14 protein-coding genes are annotated in these 16,627 nt (G+C 57.9%); 12 read left to right on the top strand and 2 right to left on the bottom strand.

Annotated elements, in window-relative coordinates:
- Nucleotides 1-195 precede the first annotated feature (195 nt).
- From NW834_RS10215 to NW834_RS10170, 10 genes are all read left to right on the top strand, one after another.
- The gene (locus tag NW834_RS10215; RefSeq protein WP_414426298.1) at nt 196-2,280 is read left to right on the top strand and encodes an argonaute PAZ domain-containing protein; all 2,085 of its coding nucleotides are present in this window, start codon (nt 196-198) and stop codon (nt 2,278-2,280) included.
- 46 nt (nt 2,281-2,326) lie between these two features.
- Complete coding sequence (locus tag NW834_RS10210; protein ID WP_238376814.1) at nt 2,327-2,539, top strand: hypothetical protein; 213 nt, start codon at nt 2,327-2,329, stop codon at nt 2,537-2,539.
- A gap of 129 nt (nt 2,540-2,668) precedes the next feature.
- On the top strand, nt 2,669-3,904 hold the full coding sequence (locus tag NW834_RS10205) for a hypothetical protein (RefSeq protein WP_414374287.1): 1,236 nt from the start codon (nt 2,669-2,671) through the stop codon (nt 3,902-3,904).
- A gap of 7 nt (nt 3,905-3,911) precedes the next feature.
- Nucleotides 3,912-4,409, top strand: a complete 498-nt coding sequence (locus NW834_RS10200) for a bis(5'-nucleosyl)-tetraphosphatase (protein ID WP_414349726.1) — start codon at nt 3,912-3,914, stop codon at nt 4,407-4,409.
- 385 nt (nt 4,410-4,794) lie between these two features.
- Entirely contained in the window at nt 4,795-6,039 is a 1,245-nt protein-coding gene (locus NW834_RS10195) for a response regulator (RefSeq protein WP_414413063.1), read from the top strand.
- A gap of 47 nt (nt 6,040-6,086) precedes the next feature.
- Complete coding sequence (locus NW834_RS10190) at nt 6,087-6,461, top strand: response regulator (RefSeq protein ID WP_011434291.1); 375 nt, start codon at nt 6,087-6,089, stop codon at nt 6,459-6,461.
- Nucleotides 6,462-6,568: 107 nt separating this feature from the next.
- Nucleotides 6,569-7,117, top strand: a complete 549-nt coding sequence (locus tag NW834_RS10185; RefSeq protein WP_011434292.1) for a chemotaxis protein CheW — start codon at nt 6,569-6,571, stop codon at nt 7,115-7,117.
- Nucleotides 7,118-7,165: 48 nt separating this feature from the next.
- Complete coding sequence (locus NW834_RS10180; RefSeq protein ID WP_414329978.1) at nt 7,166-9,403, top strand: methyl-accepting chemotaxis protein; 2,238 nt, start codon at nt 7,166-7,168, stop codon at nt 9,401-9,403.
- 1 nt (nt 9,404) lies between these two features.
- A complete protein-coding gene (locus NW834_RS10175; protein ID WP_011434294.1) occupies nt 9,405-12,176 on the top strand; it encodes a hybrid sensor histidine kinase/response regulator in 2,772 nt (923 codons plus the stop codon).
- Nucleotides 12,177-12,179: 3 nt separating this feature from the next.
- Nucleotides 12,180-12,662: a hypothetical protein gene (locus NW834_RS10170; protein WP_414329976.1), complete on the top strand. Its 483-nt coding sequence runs from the start codon at nt 12,180-12,182 to the stop codon at nt 12,660-12,662.
- Here the strand turns inward: NW834_RS10170 and NW834_RS10165 are convergent.
- The gene (locus NW834_RS10165; RefSeq protein ID WP_414419607.1) at nt 12,638-13,189 is read right to left on the bottom strand and encodes a hypothetical protein; all 552 of its coding nucleotides are present in this window, start codon (nt 13,187-13,189) and stop codon (nt 12,638-12,640) included. The genes NW834_RS10170 and NW834_RS10165 overlap by 25 nt on opposite strands.
- A 125-nt stretch (nt 13,190-13,314) precedes the next feature.
- On the opposite strand from NW834_RS10165, the gene NW834_RS10160 reads away from it, so the two are divergent.
- Nucleotides 13,315-14,292 carry an acetyl-CoA carboxylase carboxyltransferase subunit alpha gene (locus NW834_RS10160; RefSeq protein WP_414341981.1) on the top strand — a complete coding sequence of 326 codons (978 nt, stop codon included), beginning with the start codon at nt 13,315-13,317 and terminating at the stop codon, nt 14,290-14,292.
- 295 nt (nt 14,293-14,587) lie between these two features.
- Here the strand turns inward: NW834_RS10160 and NW834_RS10155 are convergent, their stop codons facing one another.
- The gene (locus NW834_RS10155) at nt 14,588-16,363 is read right to left on the bottom strand and encodes a phospholipase D-like domain-containing protein (RefSeq protein ID WP_414419608.1); all 1,776 of its coding nucleotides are present in this window, start codon (nt 16,361-16,363) and stop codon (nt 14,588-14,590) included.
- Between NW834_RS10155 and NW834_RS10150 the strand changes: the two genes are divergently transcribed.
- Nucleotides 16,334-16,567 carry a fasciclin domain-containing protein gene (locus NW834_RS10150; RefSeq protein ID WP_414419609.1) on the top strand — a complete coding sequence of 78 codons (234 nt, stop codon included), beginning with the start codon at nt 16,334-16,336 and terminating at the stop codon, nt 16,565-16,567. The genes NW834_RS10155 and NW834_RS10150 overlap by 30 nt on opposite strands.
- Nucleotides 16,568-16,627 lie beyond the last annotated feature (60 nt).

The raw sequence follows: 16,627 nt of genomic DNA, 5'->3' as shown, positions 1-16,627 counted from the left end.
AGAGAAACTTGAAACTAGAGTCTGCCAATGAATTTACTCCAGAAGAAAGTTGAGGTTACTCTTAATCGCTTCTTCGTCAAGGAGCTAACTCAAGAAGAGCTCACCTTCTATGAGTATAGTTGCAGGCCAAACCCTCTTCCAGATCTAGGAGAGGAGCAGAGGGCTCTCTCCAAGATTTGTAATCAGCTAGGTGTAATGGCTGTTCGTCTGGGAAATCGCATCATAACCCGAGAAAAAGTTCCGGCCAGTAAACTCAAAACAGAGGAATGGGAGTTGGAAGAGCTTGGTTCTAAGGCTCTAGATTGTACAGACCCTACAGAGAGACAGGCTCTAGAAACTTTCGAGCGCAAGAAACTAGATTGGAGTCTAAGATCTAAGTACAAAAGAACAGAGATTGAGCGATCAACAGGAGGAGGATTGATCTGGTGGGTTACGGGTCTGGAAGGAGTAGAACGGATTAAGGACTCGGAAAAACCACTTTGCGGAGATGGGTGGGAGGTTCACAAAGGAAGAGAGCTAGACGTTGTTATTAGACAAGATAAGAAGCTCTATCTAGAGATCGACATCCGATACCATTTCTACAGCCCATGGACGCTGCATGAGTGGCTGGAAAATTACCCAGATGTCTCAATTGAAATTGTACGAAACACATACAGGACAAAAAATAATAAATACCCAACTTGGGAGTATCGAGGCATTATTTCCAATCAGTCGCCAAGGGAAGTATGGTTAGCGGAGCTAAACACTAGCTTAGCGGATTATCATGTACAGAAGTACGGAGCAACTCCAGAAGAAGTTGATGGCTCTCTGGTGGTTCAAGTGGTCTCGAGAGAACGCAATTTCAGACAAAAGGCAGAGCCTATCCTTCATCTATCGCGGAGACTGTCGCCTGTTTTAACTTTGGAGATGCTAGCAAGTATAGAAGATCAAAGATGGACTGGCAAAAAAGTTAGCTCCTTGGTTAGCGAGCACATCAGAAAAAGTTTAGAAGAGAGATTGAAAGAGTCTAAAGAGACCGCAAAAACTATTATAGAAAATGTCTACAATATTTCTGACTTTCAGGCTGATCCCCTAAAAGCAGAAGGATACATTATGCCAAGTCCAAGGCTATTGGGGTTTGGTCATAGACAAGTCCAAAACCCCGCGAGAGTTAGGTACCAAGGATGTGCAAGAGTTGGCGAGACAAAGTTTGGACTTCTAAATCTTGACGATAATAAACGTGAGTATCCTACTGAGGTTCGCAAGTGCCTACTTGAAGTAGCTAAAAAGAGCGGAGCAAGAGTTGAAATAGACTTTTACGCAACCCGTCAAGATTTGCCTGAAGGCGACCTTGCTCAACAGAGGTTTTGGCAAAGCTGGGCCGACAAAGGGATCAAAACCGTTCTGGTTGTCATGCCCTTGTCGCCTAATGAGCACAAGCAAAAGATCCGCTTGCAAGCACTTCGAGCAGGAATAGCAACTCAGTTTATGATTCCTGGAGCTGACCCCTACAAAGCTCTAAATGTCGTACTAGGACTTCTGTGTAAAGCTGCGTGGCAACCCGTGTTGCTTGAACCCCTCGATCATCCTGAGTGCTCCGAGCTTACCATTGGTTTTGATGTGGGGACGAATCGAGAGCTTTACTACGGAACCTCTGCCTTCGCGGTACTGGCCAATGGTCAAAGCTTAGGCTGGGAGTTGCCCGATATACAAAGAGGAGAAACTTTTTCCGGCGAGGCAATTTATCAAACCGTGTCCAAGCTCGTCAATAGATTCTACAACAAATTTCATCGATACCCTAGAAAGGTTCTTTTGATGAGGGATGGCTTAGTTCAAAGAGGCGAATTTGATAAAACAATTGAGGAACTAAGAAAAGAAAAGATTGCTGTAGATATTGTCGGAGTGCGCAAAAGTGGCACAGTCAGAATGGGAAGAGAGGTCAGAATGGGAAGAGAGGAAAAAGTAAGCTATAGAGACGCTGCAATGGGCACTGTCATTTTTGACCATGAACGAAGGTCATTTATGCTCGTAACAAGCCAGCCCATTAAGAAGTCCTCGGTGCCAATTGGCAGCGCAAGACCGCTGCGAGTTGTCCATGAACACGGCAACACTCCTTTGGAAGTTCTGGCTATACAAACTTACCATCTCTCCCAGCTTCATCCTGCTAGTGGTTTTCAAGCCTGTAGGCTTCCTTGGGTATTGCACTTTGCCGACAAAAGCAGTAAAGAGTTCCAGCGCATTGGCAACAGCATTTTTAGTGTGCTGCAGAACATAAACCGAGAGAAGTTGATTGCCGTCTAGCCAAGGGAGGGGATCCCCACCTGCCGGCCTTGCTAGGATTGGGGGGGTGGTTGGTGTTGCGGCTATGGAGATGAATGAGGTCTGGAAGACCTTTCTGAGCAATCCTGTTCCGTTCTGTGGCGGTTTTCTCAGCGGCCTGCTGCGTTTGGATGTGAAGCAAGATCCGCTGCGCAGTTGGCTGGAGTCCCAGGGGCTGAGGGTGGAGGAGCCCCCGCCTTCCGGTCGCTCCGACGGCCCCCAATCCATTTCCATTGAATAGGCGTACTCAATCGGCGGGCAGAGAGTAGGGATCCCTTCCGAACGCTTTCTCTCAGGTGTGGGAAGCGCTCTGATCCGGGCACAAGCAGCGACAAGAAGGGCAGCAAGAGCGGTGTTGCGAGGTGAGCTGATGTTCCCTGAACCCTCCCAATTTAGGAAGCGGCAGGGATCCCTTCGAGGCTGGGGCTATCTCGGCGGGGTGGTGTTCCTGGCAACGGGACTGGTCGGTCTGCCGTCAGGGGATCCAGCCGTGGCCCAATCGGCTCCCTCTTCTCTTGCCAGCCCTAAGCAGGATCCCCAAGCTTGGCTGGAGCGCTACAACGCCGCTCTAGAGCAATTGCCCCCTTTGCCCAACTTGCAATATCGCCAGCAGGTGCGGGTGGAGGGATCCCAAACCTTCACAGCCACGTTGGATGTGCTCTACCGCCGCGACGGCAGTTGGCAGGCTTGGGTAGCCGAAGGGGATCGCATCCGCCTCTTGGATTCGCGCCAATTGGAAGTGGTGAACCAGTCGGATCTGCTGCAGCTGTACTCGGTGTATGTGAGCCGACCGGAAGCCCTCTTGCCCTCGGTGAGCTTTTACTTGAAGGCGGATCCCAGCCGCTACCGCGTCCTCTCCTCAGAACGGGTGGATTTGGCTGGATCCCCTGTCCAGCACTTGCGCCTAGAGCCCATTCAGGAAGGCCAGTTGCGGGAGCTGTGGCTGGATCCGCAGTCGGGGCTGCCGCGGCAGGTGTTGCTGTTTTTGTCGGGGGTGTGGGGGCAGGCCTATGTCCTGATGGGGTTTACGGCGGTGCCAGCTCCCGAGGGAGGGGAGCGCTACTGGCTGCCGGAGAGCACCCGCATCAATTTGGGCTATGGCTTTTGGACCCTGGAGGGCCTGAACCGCCGCGTGTTCAGGGGATCCCTGTCCATCCAGCATGACTACCAGGACTACCGCATTTTGCCAGAAGGGACGCAGTTGCGCTTTTTGCCTTCGCAGCCGCCGGTGGATGCGCCGCCGGTGGTAGCCGGCCTGCCGGGGAGCGCTCCTCAAGCGGAGTTGGGAGATGTGCGGGCCTTGGGAGTGGATGAGCAGGGCAACCAGCAGTTCAGCATTGGCCTGGGCCGGCGCTCCAGCCCGGACAATTCCTTGGAAGACCGAATCGTTGCTTTCAACCTAACCCGACCCACCAGCCGCAACGCCCTGACCCAAATCGATACTTTAGCTCTTTTGCCTCTGGGGAATGGCCAGTTGCCCATCTATCTCTTCCAATTCGACACCGGTCGCCCCCTCTCGCCCCTGCAGGGGGTAGAGCGCCCGCAGGTGGATCCCAACGAGGTCTTCGCTCCCAGGCCGCCAGCCATCAGACTCTTCGGAGATTAGTTCCCCAATGCTGATAGATGCTGCCTATGGGGTGATCCCCATCCTGCCCCGCCCGCCCGCCCAGGAAGCTCCCGGACCCGGCTCTTCGCATTTGTATCTGCTCATCCAGCACCAGAAGGGGCATTGGGCTTTCCCAAAAGGGCACAAGGATGGCTCCGAAAGCGACCTGGAGGCGGCGCAGCGAGAATTGCGAGAGGAAACCGGCTTGACCGACTACCAGCTTCTGACCCTGCCCGGCCAGTCTGACCCTTTGACGCTGCAGGAAGCCTACACCTTTACGGATCCAGAGGGGAACCGAGTGGCCAAAACCGTTACCTACTACGTGGCCTTGCTGCCGCCCCAATTTCCTCCCCCTGAGCTACAGGTGCAACCAGAGGAGGTGGCCGCCTACCGCTGGTGCTCCTACCCCGAAGCCTTGGAGCAGATCAGTTTTGAAGAGAGTCGGCAACTGCTGCGCCGCTGCCAAGCCCACCTGGAGCAGCTTTGGAAATTGGAGAAGACCTAAGTTCCGTATTTTTACGGAAGAGGTTTATCGGGGTTACCTTTATCTTGTCTTGCAGGCTTTCCGCGGGAAGTTCCCGAGTAAGAAAGCCAGCAGACAATCTGAGGGCTAGCCTTCACCTTTAGAGATTGGCTGATGAGCAATAGTCATCGATCTCCCCAGGAGGAGAGTTTTTCTGAATACGGATTGAACGCTGAAACTGCCTTTGAGTTCGTGCAGCCTTGGCCGTCTTGTTGGGCTTGGCTCATCTAAAGATCTCGTCTGGGTCAGGGCTGGGCTTGAACTGTATTCTGGAAAGCATTTTTTCACCGGCTTGTGGGGTAGCTAAGACTTCAGTCGTGTCATCAACCTCAGCGCAGGAAATTGTCCGAGCACGTCCTCTCGACCCATGAACTGTCCCCCCGTCTGTACAGAAGTCTCGGCCCATCTGCTGAACGCAGAGGTCAGCTTCACAGGAGTTGTTCGGTATTTCAGTGCCTTGGACAAAGGGGAGGGGCTGGGCACTTGGTCATTGGTGTTTCACCAAGGTCGCCTGGGGTTTGCTCACCACAGCTTGGAGCCCTTGGAGCGCTTGGATCGCCACCTGCGTCGGCTCAGCCATCAAGTCTTTTCTCTGACTCGCCAAAATTGCCTACGCATCCATCGGCAGGTGGAGGCGCTATTGGCTCAGGAGACTGGGCCTCTACCTGCAGACCTTCTGGGGCTGAGTTGGATGGTAACGGAGCAACTGCTGCCTTGGGAAGCTGCGCGCAGGTTGAATGCTTGGATCGGCGAGGAGGTGCTGCAAAATCTGTTGCTGGTTCCAGGGGGCTTTCAGCAGGAGATCATCCCACTGGACAACGTGCCCACCCTGGGCCAGTGGGATGGGGGATCCCTGCTCGACCTGATCCAAAAGCGGCTACGGGCATGGCAATCTTTGGGGCCTGAGATCACCTCCCCCTACCAACGGCCCTACTTTGCCAGCCGGGCCCAGGCAGAACGCCTTCCCGCCGAGCAACAGGAACGGCTAGGCCGGTTACTGAAGGGGTTTAGCTTCCGCCAGTTGAGCGCCCTTCTCGATCAAGACGACCTCCAGATCGCTCGCCGCCTACATCCTCTGGTCAAAGCCGGTATCCTTGTCCTGCGGGATCCCCAGCCCCCCTTTGATCGGCTGCCCAAAACCTACTCGGCCAAGCTTGAGACAGAATCACAGCCCTCAGAAACTCCTACCGTCCCTCTTCACCTGGCCAACGGGCTTGCAGATCTAGGCCCATCTCCCCAAGCCTCGAAAACCTGGATTGTGGCCTGTATTGACGACAGCGAAGCCATGCTCAGCGAGTTGCAGCGGTTGTTGGAAGGGCACAACCTGGTCATTCACACCATCAGCGACTCTTTGAAAGCCCTGATGAAGCTGACCACCCTCAAGCCAGATTTGATCCTGCTGGACGTGGGTATGCCCAACGTGGATGGCTACCAATTGTGCAGCCTCATCCGCAAATCCTCCGTGTTAAAGGATGTGCCGGTGGTGATGGTCACAGGCCACAAAGGTCTGATCGATCGGGTGAAGGCGCGCCTGGCCGGTGCCACCGATTACCTGACCAAGCCCTTTCGGCAGGAAGAATTGCTGCAGATGGTGTTTCGCTATCTCAGCTAGGGATCCCTCTAAAGGTTCGTCGAAAAAGAGATAAGGAGATGTCGATCATGGTGAAAGTTCTTGTGGTGGAAGATGTGGCCTCGGAGCGACAGCTCATCAGCGATTACCTCCGCTCAGAAGGCTATCAGGTGGTAGCGGTGGCCAACGCCCAAGAGGCATTGCAGCAGATCCGCAACGACAAACCCGATGTGGTGCTGACGGACTTGGTCATGGAAGGCATGAGCGGGCTGGAATTGTGCCGCCAAATCAAGAAAAACCCGGAAACCCAAAAGTTGCCCGTTGTGGCCTGTACTTCTAAAAATCAAGAGCTGGACAAACTCTGGGGCATGAAGCAAGGGATCGATCTTTATCTGACCAAGCCTTTTACCCGCGAAGACATTTTGCGGGCCGTGAAATCAGTAGTGCTCAGCCCGAGCTCATGATTTTTGCCACTCCTGTCCTTGCTGAGCTGCGCCTCCAGTTAGGATCCCTGTGATTATCACGAATTGTTCTTAGGAGATGTCTTAGAATTGGCAGAGCGAGAACGGCAATGGCGGTAGCTTTCTCCCCACACAGCCCTACTTCTACCCGTACCGGCGAGCTGTACTTACATCTACAGTTGGGGGTAGACTGTCGGGCCCTTTTGCCCATGGCATTTGCCCAGGAAGCTCTAATTGTTGGCCCGCACCACTTTACCCCTCTCCCCAACCAGCCCGCATGGGTGCTGGGCTTGTTCAACTATCGCAATCGCATTCTCTGGGGACTGGATCTGCCGCAATTTCTCGGCCTAGAGCCCTTGGACTTTGGGCAGCCCGAACACCACTTGGTGGTGATGCGCCCAGAATTTGGGGGCTCTGCATCGCCAGTGCGAACAGGCTTGGGCCTGGCAACCCAACACGTGAAAGGAGTAGCTCGAGTGCCCGCCGAGGAGATCCAACCCTTAACAAAAGCCCAGGCAGCACAAAACAACTTTCGACTGGAGAACTTCTACGACTCTTGCAAAGGGCTGGTGTTGGAAGGGGATGAGCCTCTCTGGGTGCTCGACCCTCTTGCCATTGTCCAAAAGCTCAACTCAGTTGATTCCTCGGCAAACCCTTGATCTTGGCGACCTTTTCCCCGACTTACCCTCACTTAAAGGCAAAATTCTATGGTTTCCTTCCGTCCCCTCTTTCTCAGGCCTGCTCCATCTTCCCGGCCCCAACGCAAAGTCGCGGGATCCCGCCTGGCCCTGGCAATCAGTTTTCCTCTGGGCATCAGCTCCCTGCTGTTTGCCGTCTCTGCCGGCAGCGTAGCCCGCACCTATTTCGAGTTCAAGCCGGCGATCTCGCGGCAGTTCACCCTGCAAAACCTGAGCGATCAGGTGATCTATTTGGATGAAGTCTTGACCATGTCTGCCCGCATGGCCGCTGCCAGCGGGGATCTGTCCTGGGAAGAGCGCTACAACATCCATGTCCCTCAGTTGGATGAGGTGCTGGCGGAGATTCAGCAATTGGATCCCGCCTCTTACGAAGCCTATGCAGCCAAAACCACAGCAGCCAACATCAAGCTGGTGGAGTGGGAAGTGCAGGCTTTTGATCTGATTCGGGCCGGCGAGCAGGAACGGGCTTTCAACTTGCTGCACAGCCCTGAGTACGAAGAGCAAAAGCGCATCTACGCCGAAGGGATCAACCAAACCCTGGAGGCCATTCGCAGCAACATTCAGGCCAGCGTCCAGCTTTACGAGCAAGATCTGCTGCAGGCTTTGATCTTTTCCGGCATCAGCTTCCCGATTCTGCTGCTGAGCTGGGGGATCATTTTGATCCTGGTGCGCAACTTTGTGCGGGAACGCAACGCCACCTACGAGCGACAAGTTTCCGACACCCGACTGGCCCAGCGGTTTGCCGATATTGCCCGGATTCGCCAAGAGCAAGAGCTGATCGATCCCCTAACTGACTTGTTGGGCGAGATGCGCCAGCGCTTCGGTGCCGAACGAGTGGCCTTCTATCGCTTGACCGCTCCCGAAGAGGCGCAGGTTATCGCTGAATCTCACGACAGCCGCCTGCCCGACACCTTGGGCACCCTCCTCCGCAGGATCCCGGCTCCGATCCAGCAGGCTCTCCACGGCGGGCAAGTTTACGCTTTTGGCCCGGTGCCTAGGCCAGATCTGGGCGCCGACTACCTGCAGAGGCTGGCCACAGCCCAACTGAAAGCCGAGATGATAGCGCCGGTGGTGCGTGGCGATGAGCTTTACGGTTTTTTGGCAATAGGCCGCGCCCAAAGCCAGAGCTGGTCTGACGAAGAACAGAAAACCTTGGCAGAGCTGGCCAACCGCCTGGGTCAAGCTTTGGGTAACCTGGGGGCGCTGGAGCAAAAAGCCGTGGCCGCCCAGGAACGGGAGCGGTCGGAAGCGCTGCAAAGAGAGCTGCTGCAGCTTATCAGCGAGGTCACAGAAGCCTCGCGGGGGGATCTCACGGTGCGGGCGCAGCTAACAGCCGGACAAGTTGGCATCATGGCGGACTTTTTCAACGTCATCATCGAGAGCTTGCGCGACATCGTGATTCAAGTGCAGCAGGCCGCCGGTCAAGTCAACCAATCCATTGGTCGTGACGAGGCAGCCATTCGCGAGTTGGCCGAAGCCGCTCTCCGACAGGCCACCCAAATCGAAGAGACCTTGCGCTCTGTCGAGCAAATGACGCTCTCAATCGAGGAGGTAGCCGATAAAGCCCAACAGGCCGCCACCGTTGCCGAATCTGCCGCCGCCACGGCCATCAACAGCAGCTTGACTATGGATCGCACAGTGCAAAACATCCTGCAACTGCGGGAAACGGTGGCCGAAACGGCCAAGAAGGTGAAGCGGCTGGGGGAATCTTCCCAGCAGATTTCCAAGGTGGTGTCCTTGATCAACCAGATTGCGCTGAAAACCAACCTCTTGGCGGTGAACGCCAGTATCGAGGCAGCCCGTGCTGGCGAAGAAGGGCGAGGTTTTGCGGTGGTCGCCGAGGAAGTCGGGGCACTGGCGGCCCAGTCGGCAGAAGCCACCCGCGAGATCGAGCGCATTGTGGAAGGGATCCAACGGGAAACCGGCGAGGTGGTACAGGCGATGGAAACCAGCACCGGCCAGGTGGTGGAGGGAACCCGCTTGGTGGAAGCAGCCAAGCAGAGCCTGGGACAAATTGTGGAAGTCTCGCGGCAGGTGAACCAGCTCTTTCAGGCCATTGCCCGCTCCACCGATGCCCAGGCAGATGCATCTCAAACGGTGCGCCAGTTGATGCAGCAAATCGCCAACATTGCCGCCCAGACGGCGGCAGCCTCGCAGCAGGTGGCCAACTCTCTCCAGGCTACGGTGGCGGTTGCCCGTCAGTTGCAGACTTCTGTGTCCACCTTCAAGGTGGGGGAGGCGGTTTAGCATGGGGCCGAATCCCACTTCCCTCGACCCACGCGAGTGGCAGGTTAGGCTGCAGTTTTTGGACGAAGCCCAGGCTTACCTCGACACCCTGGAGGCAGGGGTGTTGGGCCTGGGATCCCAGAGTTTGGATCGCCCCCGTTTGGATCGCTTGCTGCGGGCTGCTCATTCCATCAAGGGCGGGGCGGCCATGATGGGCTTTCCGGTGCTTAGCGACTTGGCCCATCGCCTGGAAGATGGTTTCAAGATCTTGCAGGTGGATCCCCAAAAAGCCGACCCCGCAGTGGAGCGCAACCTCTTGGCGGCGTTGGATTGCATGCGCCAAATAGCCCAGCAGCACCGCCAGCAGCGGCTTTTGGACGAATCTTGGCTGGCAGAGCGGGTGCAGCCTCTTTTCGATCAATTGCGAGAGCAGTTGGGAGAGTTGCAGCCTGAGGACAACGTCCAAGTCCTGGCAGCAGAGGCCGGGGGCGATATGCGGGTGCTGCTGTTTGCAACCGAGGTGGAGGCCTGTCTGCAGCGGTTGGAAGGTGTGCTGGCCCACCCCGAGCAGCCCTGTTTGCGGGAGGAGTTTCTCATTGCTGCCCAAGAGCTGGGGGCGCTGGGGGAAATGTTGGATCTGCCTGCCTTTGCCACCCTGTGCGGCTCAGTAGTCCAAGCTCTGGAGACGCTGCCGCCAAATGCCAAGGAGCAGGTGTTGCCCGTTGCTCAGGCGGCTTTACAAGCTTGGCGACGCTCGCAGGCCCTGGTGCTGGTCGGTCAGGTCGCTCTTCTCCCCAGCTCCTGGGATCCGGCAGAGCCTCCAGTTTCCCCCCCGCCAGAAGCCCCTCCCCCTGCAATGGCAGGAGCCACCGAGCTGCCGGATTCGATTCCAGCCGGGGCCAAAAGCGCTGCCGAGATGCTACGGGTGCCGGCTCGCCCTCTGGAACAGTTGGGGGAGCTGTTGGGAGAGCTCATAGGGGAGCGCAACCGCTTAAACAGTCGCCTGCAACGGCTGCGGGAGCTGGTCAGCTTGTTCAAACGGCGGGTTCGCACTCTAGAAGAAACCAACAGCCGCCTGCGCAGCAGCTACGACCGCGTCGCTGCCACCGTGCCTGCTTCTGTGCTCTTGAAAAAAGAAGGGGATCCCGGCCTGACCTTGGCCGATACCTTTGACCTCTTGGAGATGGATCGCTATGGAGAGATGCACCTGCTGACCCAAGAGGTGATGGAAACCGTTGTGCAAATTGATGAGGTAACCCACGATATCGACACCACCCTGCAGGAGACCGAAGGCAGCGCCCGCCAGCTCAGCCGCCTCTCCAGGCAAATGCAAACCCGTCTCGACCAGGTGCGCATGCAGCCTCTATCGGATTTGACGGATCGCTTCCCCAGAGCGCTGCGGGAGCTGAGCTTAGCCCATGGCAAGCCCGTGGAGCTGCGGGTCTTGGGGGGATCCACCCTAATCGAGCGCTCGATTTTGGAGGCCTTGGCGGATCCCTTGTTGCACTTGGTGCGCAACGCCTTTGACCACGGCATCGAGGCTCCAGACACCCGCCTGGCCCAGGGCAAGCCGGCCAAGGGCCTCATCGAAATTGCCGCCAGCCAACGGGGCAACCGCACTCTGATCACGGTGCGAGACGATGGGGCAGGGATCTGTCTGGATAAAATCCGGGCCCGCGCCTTGCAGATAGGGTTTTCCGCTGCCGACCTGGCTGAGGCCAGCTCCCAGGAGCTGCTGGAGTTGATCTTCCAGCCGGGCTTCAGCACCGCCGAGCGAGTCAGCGAGCTATCTGGACGGGGAGTGGGTCTAGACGTGGTACGCACCAACCTGCAACGAATTGGCGGCCAGGTGCAGGTGGAATCTTGGCCGGGACGGGGCACGCTGTTTACCCTCACTCTGCCCGTTTCTTTGAGCGTCACCCGCGTGCTGCTGACAGAATGCCAGGGGTTGATGTTGGCTTTTCCGGCCAACGCAGTGGAAGAATTGCTTATCCCCCCGCAGTTGCCTGCCGATTCCTTTCTCTGGGAAGGGGAGCAGATCCCTTTAATTCCTGTGGGCCACTGGTTTCGCTTCGCGCGCTGGCAGCCTCGCCGGGAAATTGACGAGACCCCCCTTCTCGACCGACCTGTGGTGCTGCTGGTGGTAGAAGACAACCGGCCCTATGGCCTGTTGGTGGATCGCTTTTGGCGGGAGCAAGAGGTAACTCTGCGCCCGGTGGAGGGAGGTCTGCCTCTGCCGTCGGGATTCTCCGGCTGTACGGTTTTGGCCGATGGGCGAATCGCTCTTTTCGTGGATCCGCCTGCCCTCTTGAGCTGGCTGCTCGCCCAGCGGGATCAGCCCTGTCAGTCGGCAAGGGATCCCCTTCCCCAGCCCAGGTTTGCCGCCCAGCCCACCCTGCTGGTGGTGGAAGATTCGGTCAACGTGCGCCGCTTCTTGGCCATGACCCTAGAAAGAGCAGGGTTCCGGGTTGAACAGGCTCGCGACGGACAAGAGGCCCTCGAGCACTTGCAGAGAGGAATTCCCATCCGAGCGGTGATTACCGACATTGAAATGCCGCGGCTGGATGGCTTTGGCTTGCTGGCCCAGATTCGTGCCCACCCCCTGTATGACCAGCTTCCCGTGGTCATGCTCACCTCCCGCAGTGGCGAGAAACACCGCCAACTGGCCCAGCGGCTGGGAGCCAGCGCCTACCTCTCCAAGCCCTTCCAGGAACAGGAGCTGATCCAAAAGCTGCGGCAACTGCTGCAACCAGCCTCTTCGGCACCTTCCACCGGCGTTTTGATGGCGAGGTAGTCCATGCCCCTGCTTTCCCCTCTGCGCCTGCGTCGTCTGGCTCGGCAAGAACAACTGAGAAACCGGCAGACCTTGATTACTTTCCAACTGGGCTCCTACTGCTTCGGCCTCCCTGTTGATCGGGCGCGGCGAGTTTTTAGCTGGGCAGAGTTTCAGCTTGCTCAGGAGGGCGGCCCCCAGCTTTTGGATACCGGTCGTTTGTTGCTGGGCCGAGGGATCCCTTTTCAACCGGAAGGGGTTATTCTGTTGCAGCCAGGCAGTTCTGAGGACGGATTGTCCGACCAGATCGACAACCCAGAAACAGGGGCTCTGCCCATTCCCACTCAGCCCCTCCTGCGCCGTCTGCCCTCTTCCCAGTTGCAGCCTCTCCCCAGCCGCTATGCAGCTCAGGCCCGCCAACGGGGTATTGTGCAGTGGATCCCGCCAGCCGAAGGCCAGCTCCCCCTGTTGGTGTTCGACCCTCATCTCTGGCCTGCCTGTTCTTGAGAAGGGAGAAGGGGCAGTTGCAGCTCTGGATTCTCCACGCGGGTTAGCTCCCAGCGAAAGGGATCCCCACCCCGTCGCTGCCAATTCAATTGGAAGGGTTGCTCCAGCGCATTCACCTGATCTCGCGTCAGGTTGGCCAAGGGGCCGCCGGAGCCCTCGATAACAAACCAGAGGGTGGCCCGTCCTTGGCGACTGGGATCCCCTAGGTCGAGCTGCACCTGCAGCGCTTGGGGTTGGAGGCGCAAGCGAAAAAATTGGCCGAAGATCTCGCGGCTGTAGGCCAGCGCCCGCTGCTTGTTCAGGCCCCAACCATCGCTATAGGCCTCAGAGACCAACATCTCCACCTGATCCCAGTTGCGCTGCTCCACCGCCCGCAGCAATCTCTCCGTGTGGACGCGGATTTGTCGCTCAGGCCGCCCGTAGTGCCAAAAGGCGCCCCCTGCAATGGCCAGGACGACGGATCCCACCACCCCCCAGCGCAGCCAGGGGGGAAGGGGTGAAGAGGGGGAATGGAGAGAGGCAGACAAGGGATCCCTCTTGGGCTGCTCCCTCTAGCCTAAGGGATCCACATGTGAGAAGATCAAAGTCCCATCCCCAAATCTGTGCAGCCTTTGCCAGGCACAGCACGCCCCCGAAGTTTAGCCAACCGGTCATGACCAAGTCCACCGACCGCCTGCTGCTGGAGTTTGAGCAGCCTGTTGCCGCCCTGGAGCAACGAATTCAAGAAATTCGGGCCTTGGCAGAAGAAAACGACATCGATGCCTCTGAGCAGATTCGCCAATTGGAAGCCAAAGCCGAAGAGCTGCGCCGCGAGATCTTCAGCCAGCTCACGCCAGTAGAACGGCTCCAAGTGGCCCGTCACCCCCGCCGCCCCACCACCCTGGATTACGTACAGACCATCTGTGACGACTGGTTTGAGCTACACGGGGATCGCCACGGCCAGGACGATCCAGCCATTGTGGGCGGGTTGGCCAAGCTAGGGGAGCAGCCGGTGATGATCCTGGGCCACCAAAAGGGTCGCGACACCAAAGACAACATCCACCGCAACTTTGGGATGCCCAATCCCGCCGGCTACCGCAAAGCCCTGCGGCTGATGGAACATGCCCACCGCTTCGGCCTGCCTCTTTTGACCTTCATCGACACGCCGGGGGCTTACCCAGGCGTCAAGGCGGAAGCCGAGGGCCAAGGAGAGGCCATTGCCACCAACTTACAAACCCTCTTTCGGCTGGAGATCCCCATCATCTGCACCGTCATCGGCGAAGGGGGATCGGGCGGAGCCTTGGCCATTGGGGTGGGCAACCGCATCCTGATGTTCGAGCACGCCGTCTACTCCGTGATCTCGCCGGAAGGCTGCGCGGCTATTCTCTGGAAGGATGCCAAGAAGGCTCCCCAAGCGGCGGCAGCCCTGCGCATTACCGCCCAAGACCTGCTGCAACTGGAGGTGATCGACGAGATCCTGCCAGAGCCGGTTGGCGGCGCCCACCGCGCGCCCTTGGAAGCTGCTCAAACCCTCAAAGAGGCTCTTCTCAGGCATCTCAAGGAACTTTCTAGCCTGAGCGGGCGAGAATTGCGCGAGGAGCGCTACCAAAAGTTTCGCCGCATGGGAGCGTTTCTGGAGCTTTCTGAATAGACTTATGCATCCCTGATTTATAGTCGTTTCAGATTAGGGTGAGACACCTGGGCCATTGATCGCGCCAGCGGGACGGAGTCCTTGAAAAGCCTTTTGGCCCCCTGCATTATTGCTCTGCAACGCCGATGCGACCAACATTTTAGGCGTGGGTGCAGTGTCCTGGTTTGAACTGAAATGACTATATTTGGGGTTTAATTTGGGGTTTATTCGAGGGGAGAGGCCCTTTAGGAGCTGCTCTGGGATGAACTTCCGAAAGCACTCCGCGCCCTCAACCTGACCAAGAGGGGGCTAACTCCTACCAGGTTACCCGATCCCGCAGCTGCTCAATCCGGGCTGGGCCAATGCCATTGACCCGTTGCAGATCCTCCAAAGAGGAGAAGGGGCGGGCCTCGATAATGCGCTGCGCCAGGGCGGGGCCAATGCCGGGCAACTGTTCCAGCTCCGCCGCCGTGGCCGTATTCAGGTTAACGCGAGGGGATCCCCCAGGAGACGCCACCGGAAAAGCAACCGACGGGGAAGGGGATCCCGCCTCAGGAGGAAGAACGACCTCGACTTCCAGCAGCTCCGGCTCCGGTTCAGGCAAGGAAGCGGCAACGGGGACGGGGTTGGGGCAGCGACGGGACGCCTCTTCTGCCTGCTGTTGCAAGCGGCGGCTGGGGCCAAAACGGGCCTCGGCCATCAGCCGGTCGAACTCCCGCACAAAGTGATCCACCACTCGGCCATTGCGGATGATCAGGAAGTTTTCGTCGTTGAGGTGGTTGGCCGAGACCGACCAGTTGTTGGATCCGGTGATCACCGTGGCCTGAGGAGTGCTGGGATCGATGATGGCAAACTTATGGTGCAGCTTATCGCCGGGGGCGAGGTTGGGTATGCCTACAGACTGGGCCGGCAGCGTCCAGGGCAGGCGCGCCGCCTCCACCTGGCACTTTTCGTCGGGGAGCAACAGCCCCCACATCTCCAGGGTGCGGCTGTAGTCCCGGAAGGCAAAACCAGGGTCGAACACCCCGCGGATTTCTACGTTGCGCTCCTGGCGCAGTTGCCTGAGTTGGTTGGCAATGCCCGGATCCGTAAAGACGAACAGAGCCAGATCCACCTGTTGCCGGGCTTGGGCCAGGGTGGCGGCAATAATGCCGTTGGAGGTGGCTTCGTAGGGCAGGGAGCGACTGGCAGGAGAAAAGTGAACCCCCACAATGGCATCGTCAATGTACACCGTTTCCAGGGAACGCTTGAGCTTTTGCACGCCGAAGCGGCTATCGGGCAGGCCGCCAGGACCATCGCCCCACATGAGATCGAATTCCTCGGTGTAGAGGCGGGCCAGCTCGGGGCTATCCAGCAGCAGCAGGTGATTGGCATTGCCGACGCTGTCGGGGGCATCAAAGTCCCCGTGAATATCAGAGAGCGTGAAATTGGCCGAGCCGGTCAAGACTTTCTGCCCGTCGATCACCACAAATTTGTGGTGCATCAGGCCGCTGCCCTTGGAGCCATCGGCGGTATCATCCAGCCAGGGCACCCGCCCCCCATCCAGCAAGGCGTACACATCTCGGCTGGCAATCTCCTCGGGAGAAAACCGTCCATCGCGGTTCACATCCACCAGGTTGCGGTACTCCTCGAACTTGCGACGGCTGCGCTCGTCCAGCGCCCGCACTTCGGCAGGGGTGAGCTGGTGCCAGGCTCGCACGTAGGTGTTTTCGGTAATGAAGCGCACCGGGATCCCGGCCTGTCGTCGCTCCACTAGGGCTTGGGCAATGAGCGGTAGGTTCAGCTCTTGCACGGCAATATCCACCGACTGCCGAGCGGAGCGAATCTGGGAAATGATGAACTCTTCCAGGTTGTAGCCATAGCGGCGGATCTGGCGATAGGGATCCCGATAGGTGCTCTCGCGGCTTTGGTTGAACACCACCCGGATGCGGGGGTGCTGCGGCAGAGGGGCCAGGGTGGGCAGCTCCGGCTCTTGGGGGTAGGGTCTGGGCCGAGGACCCACCCAGTAGCCGATCAAGACCAGAATGAGAAGCAGAGCAACCCAGGGCAGCCAGCGGCGGAGTTGCCGCAACCACGACGGGATCCCGTTCATGGCCTTTCTCCTCTCCAGCAATCACACCCCCAGGATACCGAACTTTACGGCAGCCACTTCTGGGGCAAGGTGTCTCTGGGGGGTATTCTCACCTATCACGTGGTTCCCGGTTTGGCCCCTTCCGACGCCCTCAGAGCCGGCCAGCAGGTGGCGACCTTACAGGGATCCCCGGTGACGGTCACCCTCGAGGGAGCATGCCTCTAACCCCCAAAACCCTGAACTTTGCTGAATTTACTGAGCTTTAGGCGGTTTGGCAAAAGTCAT

The organism is Synechococcus sp. R60.1 (genome assembly GCF_047461835.1).
Lineage (GTDB): Bacteria > Cyanobacteriota > Cyanobacteriia > Thermostichales > Thermostichaceae > Thermostichus.
Note: the sequence above shows the minus strand (reverse complement) of the source record. Positions and strands in the feature narration are given on the sequence as shown.

Bases quoted from the DNA above. Each gene is read 5' to 3' on its own strand.
- NW834_RS10215 (WP_414426298.1), top strand. From the start codon at position 196: ATGGCTGTTCGTCTGGGAAATCGCATCATAACCCGAGAAAAAGTTCCG.
- NW834_RS10205 (WP_414374287.1), top strand. From the start codon at position 2,669: ATGTTCCCTGAACCCTCCCAATTTAGGAAGCGGCAGGGATCCCTTCGA.
- NW834_RS10200 (WP_414349726.1), top strand. From the start codon at position 3,912: ATGCTGATAGATGCTGCCTATGGGGTGATCCCCATCCTGCCCCGCCCG.
- NW834_RS10195 (WP_414413063.1), top strand. From the start codon at position 4,795: ATGAACTGTCCCCCCGTCTGTACAGAAGTCTCGGCCCATCTGCTGAAC.
- NW834_RS10190 (WP_011434291.1), top strand. From the start codon at position 6,087: ATGGTGAAAGTTCTTGTGGTGGAAGATGTGGCCTCGGAGCGACAGCTC.
- NW834_RS10185 (WP_011434292.1), top strand. From the start codon at position 6,569: ATGGCGGTAGCTTTCTCCCCACACAGCCCTACTTCTACCCGTACCGGC.
- NW834_RS10180 (WP_414329978.1), top strand. From the start codon at position 7,166: ATGGTTTCCTTCCGTCCCCTCTTTCTCAGGCCTGCTCCATCTTCCCGG.
- NW834_RS10175 (WP_011434294.1), top strand. From the start codon at position 9,405: ATGGGGCCGAATCCCACTTCCCTCGACCCACGCGAGTGGCAGGTTAGG.
- NW834_RS10170 (WP_414329976.1), top strand. From the start codon at position 12,180: ATGCCCCTGCTTTCCCCTCTGCGCCTGCGTCGTCTGGCTCGGCAAGAA.
- NW834_RS10160 (WP_414341981.1), top strand. From the start codon at position 13,315: ATGACCAAGTCCACCGACCGCCTGCTGCTGGAGTTTGAGCAGCCTGTT.
- NW834_RS10155 (WP_414419608.1), bottom strand. From the start codon at position 16,363: ATGAACGGGATCCCGTCGTGGTTGCGGCAACTCCGCCGCTGGCTGCCC.